The 23,415-nt window shown below is 57.1% G+C and carries 18 protein-coding genes and 1 pseudogene; 16 read left to right on the forward strand and 3 right to left on the reverse strand.

All coding sequences use genetic code 11. From position 1 onward, the window contains the following. The 6 genes from sucB to HMPREF3130_RS00955 all read left to right on the forward strand — a co-directional run. The coding region (gene sucB / locus HMPREF3130_RS00930; protein ID WP_070429137.1) for a 2-oxoglutarate dehydrogenase, E2 component, dihydrolipoamide succinyltransferase at positions 1–1,244 on the forward strand (1,244 nt) is incomplete at its 5' end. Positions 1,245–1,813: 569 nt separating this feature from the next. Beyond that, complete coding sequence (locus tag HMPREF3130_RS00935; protein ID WP_016423042.1) at positions 1,814–3,439, forward strand: inorganic phosphate transporter; 1,626 nt, start codon at positions 1,814–1,816, stop codon at positions 3,437–3,439. Positions 3,440–3,591: 152 nt separating this feature from the next. After that, a complete protein-coding gene (gene lipB / locus HMPREF3130_RS00940) occupies positions 3,592–4,395 on the forward strand; it encodes a lipoyl(octanoyl) transferase LipB (RefSeq protein ID WP_048732570.1) in 804 nt (267 codons plus the stop codon). Positions 4,396–4,404: 9 nt separating this feature from the next. Continuing rightward, complete coding sequence (lipA, locus tag HMPREF3130_RS00945) at positions 4,405–5,463, forward strand: lipoyl synthase (protein WP_069359203.1); 1,059 nt, start codon at positions 4,405–4,407, stop codon at positions 5,461–5,463. Between the two features lie 93 nt (positions 5,464–5,556). Next, positions 5,557–6,336 (forward strand): DUF4191 domain-containing protein, encoded by a 780-nt coding sequence (locus HMPREF3130_RS00950; protein ID WP_069359204.1) that lies wholly within the window; start codon positions 5,557–5,559, stop codon positions 6,334–6,336. A 268-nt stretch (positions 6,337–6,604) separates the two neighbouring features. After that, positions 6,605–8,224 carry an aspartate:alanine exchanger family transporter gene (locus HMPREF3130_RS00955; protein ID WP_172954657.1) on the forward strand — a complete coding sequence of 540 codons (1,620 nt, stop codon included), beginning with the start codon at positions 6,605–6,607 and terminating at the stop codon, positions 8,222–8,224. Between the two features lie 2 nt (positions 8,225–8,226). On the opposite strand, the gene HMPREF3130_RS00960 is transcribed toward HMPREF3130_RS00955, so the two are convergent. Further along, positions 8,227–8,745 carry an RDD family protein gene (locus HMPREF3130_RS00960; protein ID WP_016423046.1) on the reverse strand — a complete coding sequence of 173 codons (519 nt, stop codon included), beginning with the start codon at positions 8,743–8,745 and terminating at the stop codon, positions 8,227–8,229. A 404-nt stretch (positions 8,746–9,149) separates the two neighbouring features. On the opposite strand from HMPREF3130_RS00960, the gene glnA (HMPREF3130_RS00965) reads away from it, so the two are divergent. From glnA (HMPREF3130_RS00965) to HMPREF3130_RS00990, 6 genes are all read left to right on the forward strand, one after another. Further along, positions 9,150–10,586: a type I glutamate--ammonia ligase gene (gene glnA, locus HMPREF3130_RS00965; RefSeq protein WP_070429138.1), complete on the forward strand. Its 1,437-nt coding sequence runs from the start codon at positions 9,150–9,152 to the stop codon at positions 10,584–10,586. A gap of 957 nt (positions 10,587–11,543) precedes the next feature. Continuing rightward, the gene (locus tag HMPREF3130_RS00970; RefSeq protein WP_049170206.1) at positions 11,544–12,716 is read left to right on the forward strand and encodes an ornithine cyclodeaminase family protein; all 1,173 of its coding nucleotides are present in this window, start codon (positions 11,544–11,546) and stop codon (positions 12,714–12,716) included. Between the two features lie 72 nt (positions 12,717–12,788). Then, positions 12,789–14,246, forward strand: coding sequence for a type I glutamate--ammonia ligase (gene glnA, locus HMPREF3130_RS00975; protein ID WP_048732579.1), 1,458 nt, complete (start codon positions 12,789–12,791; stop codon positions 14,244–14,246). A gap of 163 nt (positions 14,247–14,409) precedes the next feature. Then, on the forward strand, positions 14,410–14,604 hold the full coding sequence (locus tag HMPREF3130_RS00980; RefSeq protein WP_048732581.1) for a PspC domain-containing protein: 195 nt from the start codon (positions 14,410–14,412) through the stop codon (positions 14,602–14,604). A 52-nt stretch (positions 14,605–14,656) separates the two neighbouring features. Further along, entirely contained in the window at positions 14,657–14,947 is a 291-nt protein-coding gene (locus tag HMPREF3130_RS00985) for a PspC domain-containing protein (protein WP_070429139.1), read from the forward strand. 309 nt (positions 14,948–15,256) lie between these two features. After that, on the forward strand, positions 15,257–15,883 hold the full coding sequence (locus tag HMPREF3130_RS00990; protein ID WP_049192899.1) for a hypothetical protein: 627 nt from the start codon (positions 15,257–15,259) through the stop codon (positions 15,881–15,883). Positions 15,884–15,969: 86 nt separating this feature from the next. On the opposite strand, the gene HMPREF3130_RS00995 is transcribed toward HMPREF3130_RS00990, so the two are convergent. Continuing rightward, a complete protein-coding gene (locus HMPREF3130_RS00995) occupies positions 15,970–16,587 on the reverse strand; it encodes a DNA-3-methyladenine glycosylase I (RefSeq protein WP_049192898.1) in 618 nt (205 codons plus the stop codon). Between the two features lie 52 nt (positions 16,588–16,639). Then, on the reverse strand, positions 16,640–17,557 hold the full coding sequence (locus HMPREF3130_RS01000; protein WP_048732590.1) for a 2-dehydropantoate 2-reductase: 918 nt from the start codon (positions 17,555–17,557) through the stop codon (positions 16,640–16,642). Between the two features lie 261 nt (positions 17,558–17,818). On the opposite strand from HMPREF3130_RS01000, the gene HMPREF3130_RS01005 reads away from it, so the two are divergent. The 4 genes and pseudogenes from HMPREF3130_RS01005 (at position 17,819) to ptsP (ending at position 23,044) form a co-directional block, all read left to right on the forward strand. Then, complete coding sequence (locus HMPREF3130_RS01005) at positions 17,819–19,939, forward strand: glucose PTS transporter subunit IIA (RefSeq protein ID WP_070429140.1); 2,121 nt, start codon at positions 17,819–17,821, stop codon at positions 19,937–19,939. A 65-nt stretch (positions 19,940–20,004) separates the two neighbouring features. Next, positions 20,005–20,820 (forward strand): annotated as a pseudogene (locus HMPREF3130_RS11435) (PRD domain-containing protein); the annotation flags it as partial. A gap of 177 nt (positions 20,821–20,997) precedes the next feature. Then, positions 20,998–21,264 carry an HPr family phosphocarrier protein gene (locus HMPREF3130_RS11440; RefSeq protein ID WP_224433282.1) on the forward strand — a complete coding sequence of 89 codons (267 nt, stop codon included), beginning with the start codon at positions 20,998–21,000 and terminating at the stop codon, positions 21,262–21,264. A gap of 88 nt (positions 21,265–21,352) precedes the next feature. Further along, positions 21,353–23,044, forward strand: coding sequence for a phosphoenolpyruvate--protein phosphotransferase (gene ptsP, locus HMPREF3130_RS01015; protein WP_070429142.1), 1,692 nt, complete (start codon positions 21,353–21,355; stop codon positions 23,042–23,044). The last annotated feature ends 371 nt before the right edge of the window (positions 23,045–23,415 follow it).

Raw genomic sequence — 23,415 nt, forward strand, 5'->3', positions numbered from 1 at the left:
CCGTCGAGGTCGACGAACCGTTGCTCGAGGTTTCCACCGACAAGGTCGACACCGAAATTCCTTCCCCAGTCGCAGGCACCCTGCTCGAGGTCCTCTACGACGAAGACGACACCGTTGACGTCGGCGAGGTCATCGCTCGCGTTGGCAGTGGCCAGCCAAAGAAGGCTGCACCGAAGAAGGAAGCTCCAAAGGCTGAATCCAAGCCGGAGCCAAAGAAGGAAGAGCCAAAGGCAGAGTCCAAGCCGGAGCCAAAGAAGGAAGAGCCGAAGAAGGAGACTCCGAAGGCTGAGGCTCCGAAGGCTGAATCCAAGCCTTCCGCTAACAAGGACGTTCCTTACGTCACCCCGCTGGTCCGCAAGCTGGCTGACAAGCACGGCGTTGACCTGACTAAGGTCGAGGGCTCTGGAATCGGCGGCCGCATTCGTAAGCAGGATGTTCTGCGCGCTGCCGAGGGCGGCCAGGAGACTACTGCTGAGTCCGGCTCCAACTGGTCCACCAAGGGCGTTCGCCCTGAGCTCGCTGAGCTGCGCGGCACCACCCAGCGTGTCAACCGCATCCGCGAGATCACCGCTGCCAAGACCCTCGAGTCTCTGCAGACTTCCGCACAGCTGACCCAGGTCCACGAGGCCGATATGACTGCCATCTGGGATTTGCGCGCTACTAAGAAGGCTGAGTTCGAGAAGAAGCACGGCGCAAAGCTGACCTTCCTGCCATTCTTTGCAAAGGCAATCGTTGAGGCTCTGGTCAGCCACCCGAACGTCAACGCTTCCTGGAACGAAGAGACCAAGGAGATTACCTACCACGAGCAGGTCAACCTGGGTATCGCTGTCGATACCGAGCGTGGTTTGCTCTCCCCGGTCATCCACAACGCTCAGGATATGTCCCTGCCGGAGCTGGCTGCTGCTATTGCGGACATCGCAGACCGCGCTCGCAACAACAAGCTGACCCCGAACGACCTGTCCGGCGGCACCTTCACCATTACCAACATCGGCTCCGAGGGCGCTCTGACCGACACTCCGATTCTGGTTCCGCCGCAGGCCGCAATGGTCGGCACCGGCGCGATTAAGAAGCGCGCAGTAGTCGTCACCGAGAATGAGGCAGATGCCATTGGTATTCGCGCCATGGTCTTCCTGCCAATTACCTACGATCACCGCCTGATCGACGGCGCTGATGCAGGTCGCTTCATGACGACCGTTGTTGACCGCCTCGAGGTTGCTAACTTCGAATCGGATCTGCAGCTCTAAGCAGCTTGCTCCCCTCCTGGGGTAGTAGCGCCGCGGGAATCTAGCTGGCTTGCTAGCAGGAGGTTCTGCCTCTTCCCTGCCCGCGTTAGTCGCACTTTGCGGCTGACGCGGGTATTTCTTTTGCCGCATTCGTCCCGCAGTTGAACCTAATCAGCGATTCCTTCAAATGCGCAGGCCCCCTATTCTTGGCTAGTGCTCAGATTTCACGTAGCCACACATAGCTAGCAAAGGCTCCATCGGCACAAAGAATTAACGTGCTGTTATTGCGCCGTTAAGCCATTAGCAGACAGCGGGAGGGTCGAACCGAAAGCAAAGCTGCAAGTAGCAAATGCGCATACTTTTTGTCCTGCCGAAATGCGAGAACACCACACACCCCCGCACACAGTTCCGGCTATCGCTTTCAGCTACACCGACGAGAGCTGAAGATAGCGATAATTAAATTCATTATTTGTTAACCTCGCCGTCACCTAGTTAGCAATTAGCCTTTACCAATCTAAGAAATCATTAGACAGCAGGCTTCTTTGGCGTGCCTATTTTTGCTCTCTGTACGTAACTTAGAAAGGTGGAGCATGTCCTCGGCTCCAGCGAATACTAGTTCGTCGACCGGGACCACATCATCTGAGCAATCGAGCTCCTCAGATAAGTGGTGGCACCTCTTCTTCGGCGGGCTTCTCGCAATCAACATCGTAATTTTTGTCTTCTGGGCTTATGACTTTGTGGGCCCGCAGGCAAATACGGCAATCCTTCTGATTACCATCGCGTTCGCCGTCTTCATGGCGTTCAACATCGGCGGTAACGACGTTGCTAACTCCTTCGGTACTTCAGTCGGTGCCGGCACCCTGAGCATGAAGCAGGCGCTTGTTGTCGCTTCAGTCTTTGAGGTTTCGGGCGCCGTCCTCGCTGGTGGCGAGGTTACTGACACCGTCCGTTCCGGCATTGTGGACCTGAACGCAATCCACGGTTTGGACCCGATGGAGTTCGCCTTCATCATGATGTCCGCGCTTCTCGGCGCGGCAGTGTGGCTCCTCGTTGCCACCCGCATGGGTTGGCCAGTCTCCACTACCCACTCCATCGTCGGCGGTATCGTCGGTGCCGCACTGACGGTCGGTTTCATCACCGGCAAGGGTGGCTGGAGCATGGTCCAGTGGGATCAGATTGGTCAGATCGCCGTTTCCTGGGTCCTCTCTCCGCTCCTCGGCGGTTTGGTCGCGTTCCTCCTGTTCGGCGGCATTAAGAACTCGATTCTCGTCTACAACGACAAGGCTTCCAAGCAGCTGCAGGCCATCCACCAGGAAAAGGCGGACCTCAAGGCGCAGCACCGCGACGACTTCGAAAAGCTCCCTGAGCACGATCAGATCTCGTACACCAACGCGATGCTTCGCGACGCTACGACGATGCGTGACAACGACTGGACTCCGGATGACCTGGAGTCTGAGTACTTCCGCAAGCTCGTCCACATCGAATCCAAGGTTGATGATGTCCGCGCTCACCGTGCGCTGGAAGCTTGGGTTCCGGGTCTAGCAGCCCTGGGCTCTATTGTCATCTCCGCGATGATGCTGTTCAAGGGTCTGAAGAACCTTCACCTAGGGCTTTCCAGCCTGGACAACTTCCTGATTATGGGCATGATCGCCACCGCAGTGTGGCTTGCCGTTTACATCTTCGCGCGTACTTTGAAGCGTCAGGATTTGGATCGTTCCACCTTCCTGCTGTTCAGCTGGATGCAGGTCTTCACCGCTGCTGCGTTCGCTTTCTCCCACGGCTCGAACGACATCGCTAACGCGCTTGGCCCGTTCGTGGCAATTCTGGATGTTCTCCGTACCAACGAGATCTCTTCCGAGTCCGGCGTCCCGCTGGCAGTCATGACCACCATGGGTGTCGCTCTCATCTCCGGTCTGTGGTTTATCGGCCGCTTCGTTATCAAGACCGTCGGATCCGGCCTGACTGAGATTCACCCAGCATCGGGTTTTGCCGCAGAGCTTTCCGCTGCTGTGGTCGTTATGATTGCTTCCCTGCTGGGTCTGCCGGTTTCCTCCACCCACATTCTGATTGGTGCCGTTCTCGGTGTCGGTATCGTTAACCGTGCCGCTAACTGGAACCTGATGAAGCCGATTGGTTTGGCCTGGGTTATTACCCTTCCGGCCGCTGCAGGTATCTCGGCAATCACCGTTTCCATCCTCCGCGTCGTCTTCGGCTAAGCCCACAAAAGCACGCCACTTTTACCCCGGCGGTCACTTTCTAGTGACCACCGGGGTATTTTTACGTCTGGCGCTATCCAAGTAAGTTTGGCGCTATCCAAGTAACAAGTAATCTGAGGCCTACAGAATTTCGGCGTATCCTATAGGCCACCATGACTGCCCCAAGAAAACCTTTTACTCGCGCAGATAAATCCATTCGGGAATCAAGCTCCGACATCGAGATTCAACATCTCGGCCTTGTCGACTACGAAGAGACCTGGCACCTACAGGCAGACCTTGCTGCCAAGCGTGCGAAAGACCTAATTCCAGATCAGGTTCTCGTGCTTGAGCACCCGAGTCTTTACACAGCAGGAAAGCGCACCCAGCCGGAGGACCGTCCTACCAATGGGTTGCCGGTCGTCGATGTCGACCGCGGTGGCCGCATCACCTGGCACGGCCCGGGCCAGCTTGTGATGTATCCCATCATCAAGCTCGCTCAGCCGGTCGATGTGGTGGACTACGTCCGCAGACTGGAAGAAGCCCTCATTCAAACCGTTCGCCGAGCCGGCATCGCGGCTGCTGGCCGCATCGATGGCCGCTCGGGGGTATGGGTTCCCGCATCAAACGGACTGAGCGACCGAAAGATTGCGGCACTGGGAATCCGCGTGACCCATGGTGTAACCATGCACGGACTCAGTCTGAACTGCGACAACTCTATGGAGTTCTACAACTACATCATCCCGTGTGGCATCTCCGACGCTGGAGTGACCACCCTATCCCGGGAGCTTGACCGAGATGTTAGCGTGTCAGAGATGACAGAGTCGCTTCTGGCAGATTTGCAAGATGCTTTGGAAGGCCGTTTGACCGTTGCCGACCATTCCTTCGGCTCCGCGCCCGACCCCACGAAGGACCTGCCACACCGGGTGAAGCACAACTCCACCACCGGCATATTCGAGTACTCATCAACAAAAGAGTAGGATGAAACTGTGACTGTTAAGCCAGAAGGACGTAAGTTACTGCGCGTCGAGGCACGAAATGCCGAGACCCCTATCGAGAACAAGCCCCGGTGGATTCGCAACCAGGTTCGTCCGGGCCCCAGCTACAAGGACATGAAAAACCGTGTCTCGGGTGCCTCTTTGCACACGGTCTGTCAGGAGGCTGGCTGCCCGAACATTCACGAATGTTGGGAAGACCGCGAGGCCACCTTCCTCATCGGCGGCGATAAGTGCACCCGCCGCTGCGACTTCTGCCAGATTAACTCAGCCAAGCCCGACCCATTGGATAAGGATGAGCCGCGTCGTGTTGCGGAATCCGTCCGCGAGATGGGTCTTCGTTACGCCACTATCACCGGTGTCGCCCGCGACGATCTGCCCGACGGTGCATCCTGGCTCTACGCTGAGACCTGCCGTCAGATCCACGAACTCAACCCGAATACCGGAGTCGAGCTCCTTGTCGATGACTTCCGTGGCGACGAATCTGCAGCACAGCAGGTATTCGACGCCAAGCCCGAGGTTTTCGCCCACAACGTGGAAACGGTGCCGCGTATCTTCAAGCGCATCCGTCCCGCATTCCGCTACGAGCGTTCCTTGGAACTCATCACTCGCGCTCGCGAAGCTGGGCTAGTTACCAAGTCCAACCTCATCCTGGGCATGGGCGAATCCTACGACGAGATCATCTCCGCTATGCAAGATTTGCACGATGCCGGCTGCGATATTCTGACAATCACTCAGTACCTCCGCCCCACTCCACTGCACCATCCAATTGAACGTTGGGTTAAGCCGGAGGAGTTCGTCAAACTCTCCAAGACCGCTGAAGAGATGGGCTTTGCCGGCGTCATGTCCGGCCCGCTGGTCCGCTCTTCCTACCGCGCTGGACGGCTCTACGCCCGCGCACTGGCGCACCGCGGTCAGGAGCTGCCTGCGCATCTGTCCGCGCTTGCCGACGAAAACGACAACAACCTCGCACTTCAGGAAGCCTCGACTCTGCTTGACCGCTATGGCGCATCGGAGGATACGCCAGTCACTTCGGCTATTCCGGCTTCCTAGAGGCTGACGGCCGCAGCGCCGTCGTAAAGCGAAACGGCGCTACGGCGCGGTCTATTGCCTAAAACTACATCGCATGCCCTAAAGTTGGTGATTATGGCGACCAATGATGCGAAAGAAATGAAGAAGGCGAACCGCGCCGCCAAGCGCGCTCAGCGTAAGCAGACTCGTAGCCAGATGTGGCAGGCGTTTAAGCTGCAGCGCTCGCGGGACAACAAGCTCGTGCCTTACATGGCGCTGGGCTTCTTCGGTCCAATTATCCTGCTGTTACTGCTTGGTCTGCTCATTGGTGGAGTCTGGCCCTGGATTCTGACGATTATTGGTATCTCGATCGGCTTTATGGTCGCGATGTACATCTTCTCTAAGCGTCTTGAGGCGTCCTTCTACACAGAGGCGGAAGGCCAGGCCGGCGCTGCAGCGTGGACGCTGGACAATATGCGTCAGGGCGTTGGCTATGTCTGGCACGTCAAGACCGGTGTTGTCGCTAATCAGCACATGGATGCTGTTCACCGTGTTATTGGTAACGCCGGTGTTGTGCTGGTCGGTGAAGGTGATCCGAACCGCGTCAAGCAGATGATTGCTCGTGAGAAGAAGTCGCTGGCACGCATTGCGGGCGAAGCGCCGATTTACGACATGATTGCTGGTAGCGACGAGGGCCAGGTCCCGCCGAAGAAGCTGCAGCGCGAACTCATGCGTTTGCCGCGCAACCTGAATAAGGATCAGGCCAACGCTCTGAATGAGCGCATCCAGTCGATGGACCGTATTCGCGATGCGCGCGCGAACATGCCCAAGGGGCCAATGCCGAAGGGCGCTAACCCACAGGCCGGCATGAACCGTCGTGCGCGCCGTGCCGCCAATCGCGGCAAGAAGCACTAGAGGTTTTAGCTAGGTTTCACCAGGGTCGGTTGCTCGGGCAACCCGCCGAGGGGCAATCTAGGTTGAAGCAGAAAAAAGGGGCTTTCGGGCCCCCTTTTTTTTGTGCTTTAAAGCTTTAAAACGATGCCTAAAGCCATGTCTTCACACACAGTTATTGATGTCTTGTTGAAGTGATTGCTCTCACTTATCACGCTGTCAGCAAAGGTCGTATCCTTGCTGGAAACAATGCTTAATGAAGATTACTGCTAGTTGTGCCACCATGGGATATGTGCAACTCTTGGCTGAAAATGAACTCTTAGCGCTTCTAGTGATTTTGTTTCTTGGCCTGGCAATTGGCCAGATCAAGATCTTCGGCTTCAAGCTTGGCGTGGCTGCCGTCCTCTTCGTCGGCCTTATCCTCGCGACTATTGAGCCGGAAATTCAAATCTCCCCGTTGATTTACATCGTGGGCCTGGCATTATTCGTCTACACCATCGGGTTGGAGGCGGGCCCCGAGTTCTTCAGCTCGTTACGCTCGCGCGGTATCAAGCACAACCTGTTCGGCATTGGTGTGCTCGCAGTTGTCACTATCGAGTCTTTCTTGCTGATCAAGTTTTTGCCTATCGACCCGGTGGAGGGCGCAGGCGCCTTCACAGGCGCCCTGACCAACACCCCGGCTATGGCCGCAATCGTCGATGCTCTTCCTAGCCTCATTTCGGATAAGGGCGAGCTGGCCGCTGCCCACGATATGCCGGTGATTGGTTACTCCCTGGCCTACCCAATCGGCGTGCTGGCAGTGATTGCCTCTATCGGTATTATGTCGAAGGTCTTCCGCGTCGATCACGACCAGGAAGCTATTGACGCAGGTGTCGCCGCGCTTCCGCTACATACTCGGGACATCAAGATTCTCAAGGACGACCTGCCTTCCATCACTGACCTTCCGTCGAAGTTCGGTTTGGACATCACGGTTTCGCGCATTGAGTACAAGGGCCACCTCTACATTCCGTCTCCGGGTGACACTGTCTCCGTCGGCGATATTATTTCCGTCGTCGGTACAGAGGAAGAAATTGCTCGTGCCGCCGAGTACATTGGCGAGCTTATGCCGGGTGATCCGACACACGACGGTCGCCTGGACTTCCGTCGCATCTTCGTCTCTGCATCTGACGTGGTCGGTGTACCCATTGCGGAACTTCAGACTCGCATGGACGGCATAATCATTACGCGTATTCGCCGCGGCGACCACGACATCGTCGCAGAGCCAAACATGCGCCTAGAGCTTGGTGATCGCGTCCGCGTGGTTGCACCGCCAGAGAAAATCAAGGACGCAACAAAGTTCTTCGGCGACTCCTACAAGAAGCTTTCCGACGTCAACCTCTTGCCCCTCACCCTTGGGCTTACGCTGGGTGTCTTGGTGGGTCTCATCAAGATTCCGCTTCCGGGCGGCAGCTCGCTCGCCCTGGGGTCCGCTGGTGGTCCACTGGTTGTGGCGCTGATTCTGGGTGCTGTCGGTCGCACTGGCCCGTTGGTCTGGCCTATCCCCTACTCGGCCAACCTGGCGTTCCGCACCATGGGTCTAGCACTGTTCCTGGCAGGTATCGGCACCACTGCCGGTAAGGGATTCCAGGCTGCGTTGTCTGACCCGGCATCACTGACAGTTCTGGGTCTTGCCGCCATCATCGCGTTTAGCTCCGCACTGTTGACCCTCATTGTCGGTCACCGTGTGCTGAAGATTCCATTCGGCCAAACTGCGGGTATCCTCTCGGGCTTGCAGACTCACCCGGCAGTGCTCTCATACGTCAACGACCAGGCCAAGAACGAGTTGCCGGCAATGGGATACACAACGGTGTATCCAATGGCCATGATCATGAAGATTATTCTCGCCCAGGTCCTGGTCGTGTTGGTGCTATAGCGCTAACCCAAAATGACGGCCGTGCCAGTGGCACGGTCGTGCATGCCGCGCATATCCGAGTCGGTGATTGCTGGCGGCAGCAAGAAAAGAGTAAGCAAGCTGCGGAAGAAGGCACGAACAAAGCCAACTCGCTCGCCGGGCTTGTCCACGCGAGCGACACCCATCTTCATCATCCACTGGCCCGGAGTGCGGGCGAACAGCCAAACCGACACCGTACCAATAATGAGGAAGACAACTGGCGAATAGGTCGCAAGGAATGACTGCCAGGCGATAAACGAATCCCCGAACTGGTCAATCTGCGCCTCGCTCGGGCCGAAGAACATCGAAAAAGCGCCGGCAATCATCAAGGAAATAATCCAGTCAATGAGAATGCCGCCGACGCGACGCATCAACGTCGCTTGCGATCCTGGGCCATCGGGGGCAAGACCCAATGCCTGGCCGGGATAGTCCGAGAGCTTGTCCGGATTATCGAACTCTCCCGGAATCTGAGGGCCATCTAGCCAACTGTGCTTTTCTTCCATGGGTTCATAGTCTAATGCAGCAATCCGGCTATCAAATCACGGGCTGGGACAGCCATTCAGCGCGTGCGGGGGTAATCCGGGGGCGATGTTGCGTCGCCTTTTCCATTTTCTTATCAGCACGGGAGCTAAAGGCGCGTCGTAAAGCGTGTGTGACATGAATGCGCAGGGTATTGCCTTGTTTCCACAAATAGATAACCTGCTCCCTATTTGCGTAACCTGTTCCGTATTGGCGAATTTCTCACGCACCATGCCAGAAATTCGTGGTTCTAATTCCAGAATGAATGCGTGGTTCGTTAAGCTTGAAGGCGTCAACCGGCCAGTCCTTGACAGCGCGGCAGGTGCACGAAACATCGTGCAAGAATTCCCTACTGCGTACTAAACAAGGCCAACTAAGGAGACCGCACATGTCCTTCAAAACTCCCGAGGAAGTAGTCGCGTATATCAAGGAAGAGGGCGTCGAGTTCGTAGACGTCCGCTTCACGGATGTTCCCGGCATCGAGCAACACTTCACCATCCCGGCATCCGCATTTGACGAGGACGCGATGGCCGAAGGCCTGGCATTCGACGGTTCCTCGATTCGTGGTTTCACTTCCATCGACGAGTCCGACATGGCACTGCTACCCGACCTGAGCACTGCGCGCATTGCCCCGTTCCGCAAGGCAAAGACCCTGAACGTCAAGTTCTTCGTCCACGATCCGTTTACCCTCGAGCCGTTCTCCCGCGACCCGCGTAACGTCGCGAAGAAGGCGGAGGAATACCTCATCTCTACCGGCATCGCCGACACCTGCTTCTTCGGCGCTGAGGCGGAGTTTTACATCTTCGACAACGTCAAGTTCGAGACCGACACCAACCGCGGCTTCTACGAAGTTGATTCCATCGAAGGCTGGTGGAACCGCGGCAAGGACCAGAACCCGGACGGCTCTGCAAACCTGGGTTACAAGACCCGTCTTAAGGGCGGCTACTTCCCTACCGCTCCGTACGACCACTACCAGGACCTGCGCGACAAGATGTGCCTGAAGCTCGCTGACGCCGGCTTCGACCTGGAGCGCGCCCACCACGAGGTCGGCACTGGTGGCCAGCAGGAGATCAACTACAAGTTCAACACGATGTTGCACGCTGCAGACGACCTGCAGACCTTCAAGTACATCATCAAGAACACCGCCTGGGAAGAGGGCAAGTCCGTCACCTTTATGCCGAAGCCGCTGGCTGGCGACAACGGCTCGGGCATGCACGCTCACCAGTCGCTATGGAAGGACGGCAAGCCGCTGTTCCACGATGAGGCCGGTTACGCAGGACTGTCGGACATCGCTCGCTGGTACATCGGCGGCATCCTGCACCACGCAGGTGCGGTACTGGCCTTCACCAACCCGACCCTGAACTCCTACCACCGCCTGGTCAAGGGCTTCGAGGCTCCGATCAACCTGGTCTACTCGCAGCGCAATCGCTCTGCCGCTGTTCGCATTCCGATCACCGGCTCCAACCCGAAGGCAAAGCGCATCGAGTTCCGCGCCCCGGACCCGTCGGGCAACCCGTACCTTGGCTTCGCTGCCATGATGATGGCCGGACTGGACGGCGTGAAGAACCGCATCGAGCCGCACGCTCCGGTCGACAAGGATCTCTACGAGCTCCCGCCGGAGGAAGCTGCCGACATCCCGCAGGCTCCGACCTCTCTCGAGGCCGCACTCGAGGCCCTGCGCAATGACCACGAGTTCCTGCTCGAGGGCGATGTCTTCACCGAGGACCTCATCCAGACCTACATCGACTACAAGTACGAAAACGAGATCGAGCCAGTTCGCCTGCGCCCGACTCCGCAGGAATACGAAATGTACTACGACTGCTAAAGTTTTCGCTTTACGACGGCCGCAGCGAGCACCCCCCCTGCTCCTAGTGGCCGCCCGACGAGCTTGTTAGATGCCGCCTGACCACAGTTAATGTGGCCAGGCGGTTTTTCGTTGCGGCCATGCTGGCTGCGGGTGCCTGGGCCCACATACGCGCGCGTATGTGGGCACGAATTTGTGCGCGATTCCAGGCCACTTCTCGGAACAGAACCATACACCACCACAAAAGGGCCGCGACTCCTGCACGAGTAGAGTTGCACACTCTCCGCCCCAGTCTTATCGATGCAATATTCACTTGTCGATGCGCTATAGCGTGGCCATAAGTGAACAGCGCATCGACAAGTGACAGGGTGGGGAGGATACCGTGCGCATAAGTGCCGGACAGCCGTCGATAAGTGACGAAAAATCGTCGATAAGTCAAGGAGAATCATCGATAAGTGCCAGGAAATTGGCCATACGTGCGAGGGTGGCGCTAGGGACAACACGAGGGACGGATGCGAGGGACACCGCAAGGGGGCGGACACCAAGAGCGGATGGGGCATGCTGCGAAGGTAGGACGCCAGGCAATCACGCCCGTTGAACCAGAAATGTGTCGCAACTTAATGACATGTGACAAAGTTCATAAACATTGATGCATGAGAGAATAACTCACACATCGGTAATCGTTCTCAATAAGTATCAATTGTGCATGTCGAAGCAGTTATTACGGGCAACTTATTGACGGGAATTGGGCACTGTCGCTGTGACCGTCGTAAAGCGGGAATGTCGTGCTGAAAACTGCGTAAACGCCCCTACGCTGTGGTTTTTCCGTATGGTGGTACGCCATACCCCTCGGAAATGGCGACTCGAGAGCCCACGCCGAGGCGATTTGATTGATTCTGGAGAGCATGCATCTGGAATTTCTTAAGCAGAGCCGCCGCATAGGGTGGCCGATGAACATTAAGAAGGATTTGAGCATTCTTGACTAACGAAAACGCTGCCAACCCAGAAAACTCAACTCGCATTGATTTTCTCTACCTCAGCGAACCTGACATGGTTGAAGCTGGTGTCACGGATTTCGCCAAGTGTGTTGAGACCATGGAAGAAACCCTGATTCTGCTGGCCGACGGCGACTACCGGATGGCCGGCGCTTCCGCTAACTCCCACGGTGCCCAGATCAACTTCCCGGATAACCCAATCCATGAGGGTATGCCGGCAAATGGCCCTGACCGTCGTTTCATGGCAATGCCCGCTTACCTCGGTGGTCGCTTCAACGGCGCAGGTGTGAAGTGGTACGGCTCCAATGCCGATAACCGCCAGAACGACCTGCCACGTTCGATCCACCTGTTCATTCTCAACGATGCAATTACGGGTGCCCCGAAGGCTGTCATGTCGGCAAACCTCCTGTCGGCCTACCGCACTGGCGCTGTTCCGGGTGTCGGCGTCAAGCACCTTGCCGTCGAAGACGCCGAGGTCGTTGGCATCATTGGCCCGGGTGTTATGAGCCGCACCATTCTCGGCTCCGCTATGTCGCAGCGTCCGAGCATTAAGAAGGTTAAGGTCAAGGGCCGCTCCCAGGCTTCGACCCAGAAGGCTGTGGATTGGATTAAGAACGAGTTCCCGCAGCTGGAAGAGGTCCGTATCGTCGAGACCGAAGAAGAGGCCATCCGCGACTCCGACATCCTCATCGCCGGCACCTCGACTTCCTCCGATGGCCCGTCCGGTTTCCCGTACTTCAAGAAGGAGTATCTGAAGCCCGGCGCGCTGCTGCTCATGCCGGCCGCTGCACGCCTCGACGACGACTTCGTGCGTTCCGACGACTGCAACCTCGTCGTTGACTACACCGGCCTGTACGAAGAGTGGTTCAACGAGAACGGCCCAGACGTGACCTATGAGCGCTTGCTCGGTATTCCGGGTAACCGCTGGTGGGATATGAAGGAAGAGGGCACTCTTCCCGCCGAGAAGCTTGTCAACATCGGCGATATCGCTTCCGGTAAGGCCCCGGGTCGCCAGAACGACGAGGAAATCTTCTGCTACTCCATCGGAGGCATGCCAGTCGAGGACGTCGCCTGGGCCACCGATGTCTACGACAACGCCCTGGCAAAGGGCATCGGCACCAAGCTGAACCTGTGGGATGTTCCGCTGCTGAAGTAGTAGTGACCAGCAAGTTCGATAACACGATTAGTAAGCTCAACAAGCTAGACGCGAAGTAGGCGAGTTTTACCAATGGGTAAGTTCAAACCCAGCAGTGACCAGACAACTCCGGAAGGAATCCAACGATACATCCGGGACAATGACATTCGCTGGGTAGACGTCCAGTTCACCGACGTTCCCGGCATCGAACAGCACCTAACCGTTCCGGTATCCGAGTTTGATGAGGACTCAGCCTATGAGGGCCTCGCCTTCGACGGATCGTCCATTGCGGGTTACACCTCGGTGGATAACTCCGACATGATGCTGCTGCCCGACCTGGACACGGCTTTTATCGACCCGTTCCGCAAATCGAAGACGCTGAACATGAAGTTCTTCGTCCATGACCCGCACACCCGCGAGCCATTTAGCCGCGACCCGCGCAATATTGCCCGTAAGGCCGAGAACTACCTGAACGAACTGGGCTTCGCCGATACCTGTAATTTTGGCGCTGAGGCAGAGTTCTACATCTTCGACTCCGTCCGCTACGACTCCAGTTCAAACAAGTCATTCCACGAGGTGGACTCGGTTGAGGGCTGGTGGAACTCCGGTGTGAAGGTAAACCCGGACGGATCGCGCAACCTCGGCCACAAGGTGCGCACCAAAGGCGGCTACTTCCCTACTGCTCCGTATGACCACATGCAGGATCTTCGTGACGAAATCGGCGAGCACCTGCAGGATGTTGGCTTCCATGTTGAGCGCTCCCACCACGAGATGGGCTCCGGCGGTCAGCAGGAGATTAACTATCGTTTCAATACCCTGCTGCACGCCGCCGATGACATGCAGACTTTCAAGTACGTGGTGAAGAACACCGCCAAGTTCAACCAGAAGTCCGCTACCTTCATGCCGAAGCCGTTGGCCGGCGATGGCGGCTCTGGTATGCACATCCACCAGTCACTGTGGAAGGATGGCAAGCCACTATTCCACGATGAAAACGGTTACGGTGGCCTGTCCGACATGGCGCGCTACTACATTGGCGGCATCTTGAAGCACGCCGGTGCAGTCCTGGCTTTCACCAACCCGACAATGAACAGCTACCACCGCCTGGTTCCGGGATTCGAGGCTCCCGTCAACTTGGTCTACAGCCAGGAGAACCGCTCGGCCGCCATCCGAATCCCGATTACCGGCGCAAACCCGAAGGCCAAGCGCATCGAGTTCCGCGCTCCGGACCCGTCGGGCAACCCGTACTTGGCTTTCACCGCCGCAATGATGGCTGGTCTCGACGGCATCAAGAACCGCATCGAGCCTGGCAAGCCGATTGACAAGGATCTCTACGAGCTGCCACCAGAGGAACTCAAGGACGTCCCCACCGTCCCGCATTCGCTGGAGGGTGCGCTGAAGGCGCTGGAAGAGGACCACGAGTTCCTGCTTGCCGGCGATGTCTTCACACAGGATCTCATCGACGCGCATATCCGCTACAAGTTCGAGCAGGAGATTATGCCGGCACGTCTGCGCCCGACGACGCAGGAGTTCGAGCTCTACTACGACTGCTAGCATTCGCCCCGTAAAAGCTCGCTTGACGACGCCCACACCGCTACCCCACCTAACCGTATTGGGGTAGCGGTGTTTTTAGCTGGGACACGCTGTTTTTAGTCGGCACATTTAGTAGAGCTAGCACCACTGCGAACTAAACGGATTGGGGCTACCCTTGATTGTTATGAACAACAAGTCACTGACCCGTTCCACCAATAACAAAATGGTTGCAGGTGTACTCGGTGGATTCGCTGAGTATTTCAACTGGGATGCGACTTTGCTGCGCGTTATATTTGTCGCGTCTTTCCTGATGCCTGGTCCGCAGTTTCTTCTCTACCTCGCAGCATGGATTATCATGCCGAAGGAAACTTACGTATAAGCGCGGTCGACCGAAAAATACCTAAATAGCCATACCTTGGAGTATTTATCTAATGAGCGACGCCGCTCCCGAAAAACCCACCAAGAAAACTTACCGCTCGCGTAATGACCGCCTCCTCGGTGGCATCCTCGCAGGAATCGCGGAAAGCCAAGGCTGGGATATCACTTTCACACGAATGGTCTACATCATCCTTCCCTGCGTTGGATCGATGATTGGCTGGAAGATTGGCGCTGGGTTCCTAGCTCTTTACCTCTTGGCCTGGTTCGTCCTGCCAGATGGCGAGTACACGCTTGACGACGATGCCCGCGGCTCCAACCACGCAGAGAAAGAAAATAAGCAATAAACGTCAAGCTTAATAAGATTGATACCTTTCCGTTACTCGCAACGCCCTCACCAGCACTATTCCAATTTCGCAATCACGCAAATTCGGTAACAAATAGAGCATAGAGTGCACAGATTCGCGCCATTTGACTTGCACAGGCCCCAGAATTACCTAGTGTTCTTTCTGTACGGCTTTGAAGCCACACCATCTTCGAATGTCCGATATTCAAAAGAATTGTCAATTTCTCTTTGAATTTAATTCGGACAAATAGTGGAAGATGCCAATAATTGAATAGGTAACTTAGTTAGCTCTCAAGAAAGTGGTTTTGAAATGCAGAACAAGAAGATGACCCGTATCGCTACCGCAATCGTTGGCTCCGCCGCTCTTCTCGGCGGCCTGGCTGCATGTTCTTCCGATGACGCACAGGATGCTGCTAACAACGCCAAGGATCAGGCGGGCCAGGTAGCAACCGACGCCACTGATAAGGCTGGCGACGCTATGGACGGAGCTAAGGACAAGGCTGGCGAGGCTGCTGATGGCGCTAAGGACAAGGCTAACGAGGCTATGAACGGTCTGGGGCTGGGCGACGCTGCTGGCGAGGATGTGGCAGAGGCTGACCTGCCTGAGTCCATCACCGAGGCAGCTTCTTCCTTCACCTCCCCGTACGATTCTGAGGCTGGCGAGTTCAAGTCCGCTAAGAAGGTCGGCGACGCGGTTGCCGCTGAATACGAGAACGTCACCTTCGTTGAGTCCCCAGAGACTAATGGTGCACAGCCGCTGATCGGTAAGATTCGCGAGACCTGGGTTGCCAACGGTGCACTGGAAAACGAGATTGGTCTGCCGACCGCACCGGAGTCGGAGATTGAAAACGGCTGGGAGCAGCCGTTCACTAAGGACACCATGAAGTGGACCTCTGAGGACGGCCAGAACTACTCCGACTCCTACGAGAACAAGTAGTTCGACACGAACCGAAAGATTTTGAGCGTGCCGGTTGGCACGCTCTTTTTCTTTCCCCCTAACTAGTCAAGCTCCTCTCCCCCCCCCTAGTCAAAAACGCCAGAGGCACCGCGCCGATGTGCGCCAACAATGTTGATATCGACAATCCCCACGGCAGCCATTGATGCAAAGACCGTGGTGGGGCCTACGAACTTAAAACCAGCTTTCTTCAATGCCTTGGCAAGCGCCTCGGACTCCTCGGAGAAGCTGGGCACCTCTTCGATTGAACGTGGCTCGGGAGACTTCTCCGGTTTAAACGACCACATCAACTCGGCTAAGCCGCCGTTTTCACGCAAGGCAATAGTCGCGGCGGCGTTATTGATTACCGCGGTAATCTTCCTGTGATTCCGAATGATTCGTTCATCATTCATCAATCTTTCGACATCTTCGTCATCGAAATCAGCAACCGCATCGGGGTCGAAGTTCGCGAAGGCTTCCTGAAACGCGGGCCGCTTCTTCAGCACTGTCTCCCACGACAACCCCGCCTGAAATACCTCCAGGCTGAGCCGTTCGAATAGTCCTTGCTCATCGCGCACCGGCATCCCCCACTCGGTGTCGTAGTACTCTCTCAGCAGCTCACTGTGAGCAGCCCATGCCGGTCGAGCCAATCCATCCTCACCGATGATGAGCCCATTGTTTTCCGTGTAGTCCGATCCAATTTTCATCAGTCTTTCCAATCCCCCAATTCCGGTTTGACTTAGCTGAGCACCGCAGCTCTTAATTCTTATGCTTGTGTTGACGCCCAACCAGAGCGCCATACACCAGATCCAGCGTCGGCGTTTCCACTTTCGCCTTCTGCCCCATCCGGCGGATTGCGCCAATCTGGGCATCGAGCTCATTGGTAAGTCCCGCGGTGTAGTCGCGCTGCATCGACGAGGTGTTGTCGTACCCTTGATCATCAGTAAAGGCCAAGGTCCGCGACACGATGTCCTCTGGCAGCGCAACGCCGCAGGCTCGACCGACTGCCTCGGTTTCTTCAAACATCCGCGTCAAGCTGTCGCGCATTTCCGAACGCAAGTAACCAATCGGACTATCAGCCAGGGCACCTAGGGCACCGAGGTTAGCCACGAACATCGCTTTTGCCCAGATATCGACCCAGATATCCGGGAGCTGTTCGCCACCGAGCCCAGCCATGTGCAATGCCTCGATAACTGCCCCGACCAGGTCATTAGTGGAGTCATCGAATGTGCCGATGTTCAGGCTCATCGGTCCTGGTCGGAAGGTGACTTCTGCCGGACCAGTGTGGATAAAGAAACCGCGGATAACACCCGGGAACACCTTGTCCTCACCGAACCGCCCCGCTGCCAAATAAGGGATTTCCACCGAGTTATGGGTGGTCACCACTGCTGCACCAGCCGGAACTTGCGGGAAAGGATCGTTGCCCGGCAGCGCCTTGGTTGCCGCAATCACAACATCGACGTCGACGCCATCGGCAGTGAGTTCACCCCAATTGTCGGCTGCTTTGACGGGGATAATGCTGCGTTCCCCGTGCTCGTCGATAAGCGTGAGCCCCACCTCACGAAGACGTGTCAGAGTCTCGCCGCGGGCGAGAAAGACGACATCATAACCCGCTTGCACGAGGCGACCGCCAAACCAGCCGCCGACAGCTCCTACACCTAAAACTCCAATCCTCATAGCTGCCACCTTACGGCTTCCGCACTGAGCGCGAAATAGGTTGCATGCGGTTGTCCACAGGCAATCCAGGCTATCCCCAAATGTGAAATTTGAGCTTGATTTACTACCTTGTCAAAACTATGTAAAGCGGAGTAGGGTCGAAGTTAATAGATATCAACCCAGGGTTGTTACTCTTTTGAGGCAAGACCTGAGGCCCACAGTTTGTGGCGCCTCGGGTCTTTTTGCGTTTAACGGCCCTGCTTACTGTGAAGGAAGGTCACGATGGGGTCGTCAAAAGATTCCAGCGCGAGGGCAATAGTTGAAAACCTCGGTGGACCCGGAAACATCACAAGCATGACGCACTGTGCGACGCGTCTGCGTTTTGAACTCGGTGATGTCTCCAAGATCAACGAGGACAAGATTGACAAGGTGCCGGGCGTACTCGGTGTCGTTCACCAGGGCGATAACCGCTACCAGGTCATCTGTGGCGGTGGCGTCGAATCGATGTACACGGCAATTAAGCATCTACCGGAAATGAAGGGCGCCGGCGCAGTCGCCACTAAGTCCGACGCAGACGTTAAGGCAGAAGCTCGCTCGAAGGCACGCGGCAAGTACTCCTGGTTGGACAACTTCTTCGAGTACCTCTCCGATTCGTTCCGCCCAATCCTGGGCGTGCTGTTGGGCGCATCGCTGATTATCGCTATTGCCGCGGTTCTCGACGGTCTGAACATCGTCGACTTCCGCGCTGAGGATAAGTCCGCTACTTGGATCTTTGTTGACGCCATGTGGCGCAGCGTCTTCTACTTCCTGCCAATCATGGTCGCCTACAACGCAGCGAAGAAGCTGCGGGTAGATCCATGGCTGGGCGCAGCCATCATGGCTGCCCTAATGACGCCGGAGTTTATGAGTCTGCAGGATACCGATCGCTTCTCGGACACCATCAAGACAGTCAACGAGGAACTCGGTACCGAAACTTTCACCGCCAACATCTTCGGCCTGCCAATGCAGCTCAATGACTACGGCGGACAGGTCTTTGTACCGCTGATCATGGTCGCCATCCTGGCAGTGGTCTACCACGGTTTGAAGAAGATCTTCCCGGAGAATGTGCAGATGGTCTTCGTGCCGTTTATCTCCATGTTGATTATGATTCCGCTGACCGCTTTCCTCATCGGCCCACTGGGAATCTGGCTGGGTAACGGCATCGGCTCCGGCCTGGCATGGATGAACTCGAACGCACCGTTTGTGTTCGCAATTCTCATCCCGATGCTCTACCCGTTCCTGGTGCCACTGGGTCTGCACTGGCCACTGAATGCGCTGATGCTGGTCAATATCCAGACTCTCGGCTACGACTTCATCCAAGGCCCGATGGGTGCCTGGAACTTCGCCTGCTTCGGAGCAACTGCCGGTGTGCTGGTTCTTTCCATGCGCGACCACGACACTCAGATGCGCCAAACTGCAACGGGTGCACTCGCTGCCGGTCTCTTCGGTGGTATCTCCGAGCCGTCCCTCTACGGTATTCACCTGCGCTTCAAGCGGATCTACCCACGCATGCTGCTCGGTTGTTTTGCCGGCGGTCTGACTATCGCCATCCTGTCGGCTCCGTTCGGTGGTGTGACAACCAACGCCTTCGTCTTCACCTCCCTCATCACCACTGTCGTGTTCAAACCGATGTGGGTCTACCTGATTTCCGTCGCCGTGGCATTCTTCGTCGCCATGTTCGCCATCATTCTCACCGACTACCGCACGCCGGAAGAGAAGGCTGAGGCCGAGGCCGCACGCGCCGCAGAGCTTGACGACGAACCCAGCGACGCCACCCCACACGCTGCCACCAGTGGCTCCGATTCGGCTCCAGCTGAGGCTTCCGGTGACGCTGGTACCAACGCCGAGGCTGCCGCACCGGCTGCTGCGGCAGCTGGCGCCGGTGGTGTCGCAACTGCCGTTGATACCAAGCCTGTACAGGTGCAGGCCCCGGTTGCCGGTGAGGTTGTCAGCCTTGCCGAGGCCGGCGACCCCGTCTTTGCCTCCGGTGCTCTCGGTGACGGTGTCGGTATCAAGCCAACCAGTTCTACCGTGGTCGCACCCGTATCGGGCACGTTGATGACTGTGGCAAAGACCGGTCACGCCTTCGGTATTAAGACCGATGACGGTGTAGAGGTACTCGTCCACGTCGGTATCGACACGGTCAAGATGGCCGGTGAAGGCTTCGATGTCCAGGTTTCCAAGAAGCAGCACGTCGAGGCCGGCGATGTACTTGCCGAGGTCGATTTCGACAAGGTCAAGGAAGCTGGTTACCCAACCACGACACTGATGACCATCACCAATACCAAGAAGCTAACCAAGGTTTCCCCGGTCACCGGCATCTCTGTCCAAGCCGGCGACATGGTCATCGAAGTTCAGCCATAATTGATTTCTAGAAGGCATACCGGCCTGAAATCCCTCAACTTATGGAGGAGTTCACGGTTACCGACATGGAAATCCTGAGAGTATTCAATAACAACGTGGTCCTGGCCAAGGACGCGACCGGCGAGAAAATCATCACCGGCCGCGGCATTGGCTTCAAGGCCCGCCCGGGGAAGCCGGTTGATTCGAGCAAAGTTGTTCGCATCTTTGTCCCAGCGGAAGGCCGTGATCCGGACCATATTGCCACGATGCTCACAGAAATTCCGCTGGCTCACATGACTCTTGTGACCGATGCGGTAACCGCAGCCGGCCTGCCGGAATCGATGACGAAGAACGCTTCCCTCCTTGTGGCGTTAGCCGATCACATTGGTTTCGCCATCATGAGGGCAGCTAACGGGCAGCGAGCAGATTACCCGCTGCTCGCGGAAGTCAGCCAACTTTATAGTGAAGAATACGCGCAGGCGCAGGCGATTTTGTCGCATATCAATCGCGCTCTCAATGACCGTCGTATAGCACCATTGCCCCGTTCCGAAGCAGTGGCTATTACGTTGCACCTGGTCAACGCCGGGTTTGCCACGGGTGATTTGAGCTTCACCTACACCATGACGGGCGTCCTGCAGCAGCTGCTCACAATCATTGAAAGTGATTTTGGCATCACGCTGGAGCCAGAGACTGTCAATGTGGGGCGCTTCATCACACACCTGCGCTACCTGTTCGTCCGGATTGCCAAGCATGAGCAGTTGAAAGATCACTCCTCCGCTATTGGCCAGGCCATCCGTGACTCCGCCCCAGAGGCGTTTCGCTGCGCACAGCGTATCTCCGCAGTCATTGAACTGCGTCTGGGGTCGGGGTTGACGGAAGACGAAGTTTCCTACCTCACCCTGCACATTGCACGCATTGTGCAGGCAGCGGCTGTATCTCCCACCGCCTCCAGGGTTTCCCGGAGCGTGCGCGACGTTGATGCTAAGCAAGCACCAGCGGGCGGCGCACCAGCGGTGGGGTGTACAGGCACTGTGCCTGAGTCAGAAAATTTCACATATTCGACCCGAAAGGATTCAACCATGATTACTCGTACCGCTACCATCGGTTCCTCCGTAGGCCTGCACGCTCGCCCGGCTTCCCTGTTCACTCAGGCTGCTGCTGAGTACGACTACGACATTGTCATTTCCCTTGACGACGAAGAGGCCGATGCCGCCTCGATCCTGGAGGTCATGACCCTCGGCGCTAAGCACGGCGACGAAGTCACGCTGAGCTGCGAGGACGACTCCGCAGCTGCAGCTCTGGACGAGCTTGCAGCCATGCTCGAGCGCGACCTTGATGCCGAGTAAGCCCAGCTAGAACGCTCCTGGATAACACCACGGCACACCACGACCGACGAGTATCCCCGCAGAGGTCCCGAAAAGGAGATCGGAAGCAATGAACGAGCAGCACACTGTCATCTATGGCATCGGTGTCTCGACCGGTACGGCCAGCGCTGAAGTAGTAAAGGTACTCCCCGCCCCGGGAGTTGATACTCAAGAGCCGTCGTCGACCGATCCCGTCGCCGATGGTGAGCGCGTCCGCGCGGCGATGGCCAACGTCGCAGAGTCGCTGAAGAAGCAGGCTGAGCACTCCAGCCCGCAGGCACGCCCGATTCTGGAGGCCACTGCGCAACTGGCTTCCGATAGGGCGCTCGCCAAGGCCGTGGTGAAGAAACTCAAGGCAGGCTCCGGCATCACCCAGGCCGTTCACGATGCCGTTGAAGACTACGCGCAGCTCCTAACCAGTCTCGGTGGCTACATGGCTGAACGTGTCACCGACCTCTACGATGTTCGCGACCGCACAATTTGCGAGCTGCGTGGCCTGCCAAAACCGGGCGTCCCGGATGTTTCCACCCCAACTATTCTGCTTGCCGACGATCTCGCGCCCGCCGAAACCGTGGGTCTTGACCCCGAGTTTGTCGTAGGCATTGCCACCGCCGGTGGCGGGCCGACCAGTCACACGGCTATCCTCGCAGCACAGCTGGGCATTCCAGCCGTCGTTAAGGCGAAGGGCGCCATGGAACTCGAGGCCGGTACCTTCGTCGCCATTGACGGCGGCGCCGGTGAGGTAATTGCGAATCCGACCGCCGATGAGGTCGCCGCGTTGGAAGAGCGCGCTCGACGCCGGGAAGCAGCCCTGGCGCAGTCTGTGGGCGCAGGCAAGACCGCTGATGGGTACCCCGTGAATCTGCTGGCCAACATTGGTACGGCGGAGGATGGTGAGTCTGCAGCAGCGCAGGACAATGAGGGCACCGGCCTGTTCCGTACTGAGTTCCTTTTCCTCGACCGCGACAAGGCTCCGAGTTTGGAGGAACAAACGGAAACCTACACTCGTGTGCTGAAGGCATTCGGTGAGCGACGCGTGGTTGTGCGCACGCTGGATGCGGGTGCGGATAAGCCGCTGAGCTTTGCCGACCTAGGCGAGGAAGAAAACCCGGCGCTGGGTCGCCGCGGACTGCGCCTGTCGCAGGCTCGGGAAGATTTGCTGGATACGCAGCTGGATGCACTCGCCGCTGCGTTTGACGCCACCGGCCGTAAGGCTGACCTGCGGGTTATGGCTCCGATGATCGCAACGGTCGAAGAAACAAAGTGGTTTGCAGACAAGGCACGGGAGCGTGGCCTGCCGAAGGTCGGCATCATGATTGAGGTCCCCGCAGCAGCAATTCGCGCGAAGCAGCTGCTGTCCATTGTGGACTTTGCCTCCATTGGTACTAACGACTTGTCGCAGTACACTATGGCGGCCGACCGTATGCAGGGGGCTCTGGCGGATCTCCTATCGCCATGGCAGCCGGCTGTGCTGCAAATGATTAAGTCCGCATGCAAGGGCGGCAATGCTACCGGCAAGCCCATTAGTGTCTGCGGTGAAGCCGGCGGTGACCCGCTGCTGGCACTGGTCCTGGTGGGCCTCGGCGTGAGCTCGCTGTCCATGGCTTCCAAGAAGGTGCCGGCCGTCCGCGCCGCTCTCCGCCTCCACGACCGCGCTACCTGCCAGCAGATGGCAGCATACGCTGTCGATGCCGAAACTGCGGCCGATGCGAAGGCCGCAGTGACCGCGCTGGTGGATCCGAAGGTGAAGGATCTGCTGTAGAGCGACGGAATTAGCACTAAGCCTGGCGTACACACGCTGTCAGCGTAAACGTGTGCGCCAGGCTCTTTCTCTTATGTTCGCTGCCCCATCACAGGCAGCAAATTTTCTGGGAAATTTCTTGATTTTCCCTCTCTCGAACGCCCCATTAGGATAAATAGAGTGCCTTCGTCGGCACCACCAACGCCGTCGAAGCCCCTTAATAATTCAAATAAAGACGGATCATACAAGCCGCAACTTAATTCACGCATCAGGCTCCACCCAGCCCGTGAAAATTCACAATTTCACATTAAGAGTGTCAGTTTTCGACATCGTGGCCTTTCATCTACATGGGCACACGAACTGCAATTGCGCTGCTGTAACGGGCGTTTGCG

Origin of the sequence: Corynebacterium sp. HMSC14B06, assembly GCF_001807075.1 — a bacterium.
GTDB classification, from domain to species: domain Bacteria; phylum Actinomycetota; class Actinomycetes; order Mycobacteriales; family Mycobacteriaceae; genus Corynebacterium; species Corynebacterium jeikeium_D.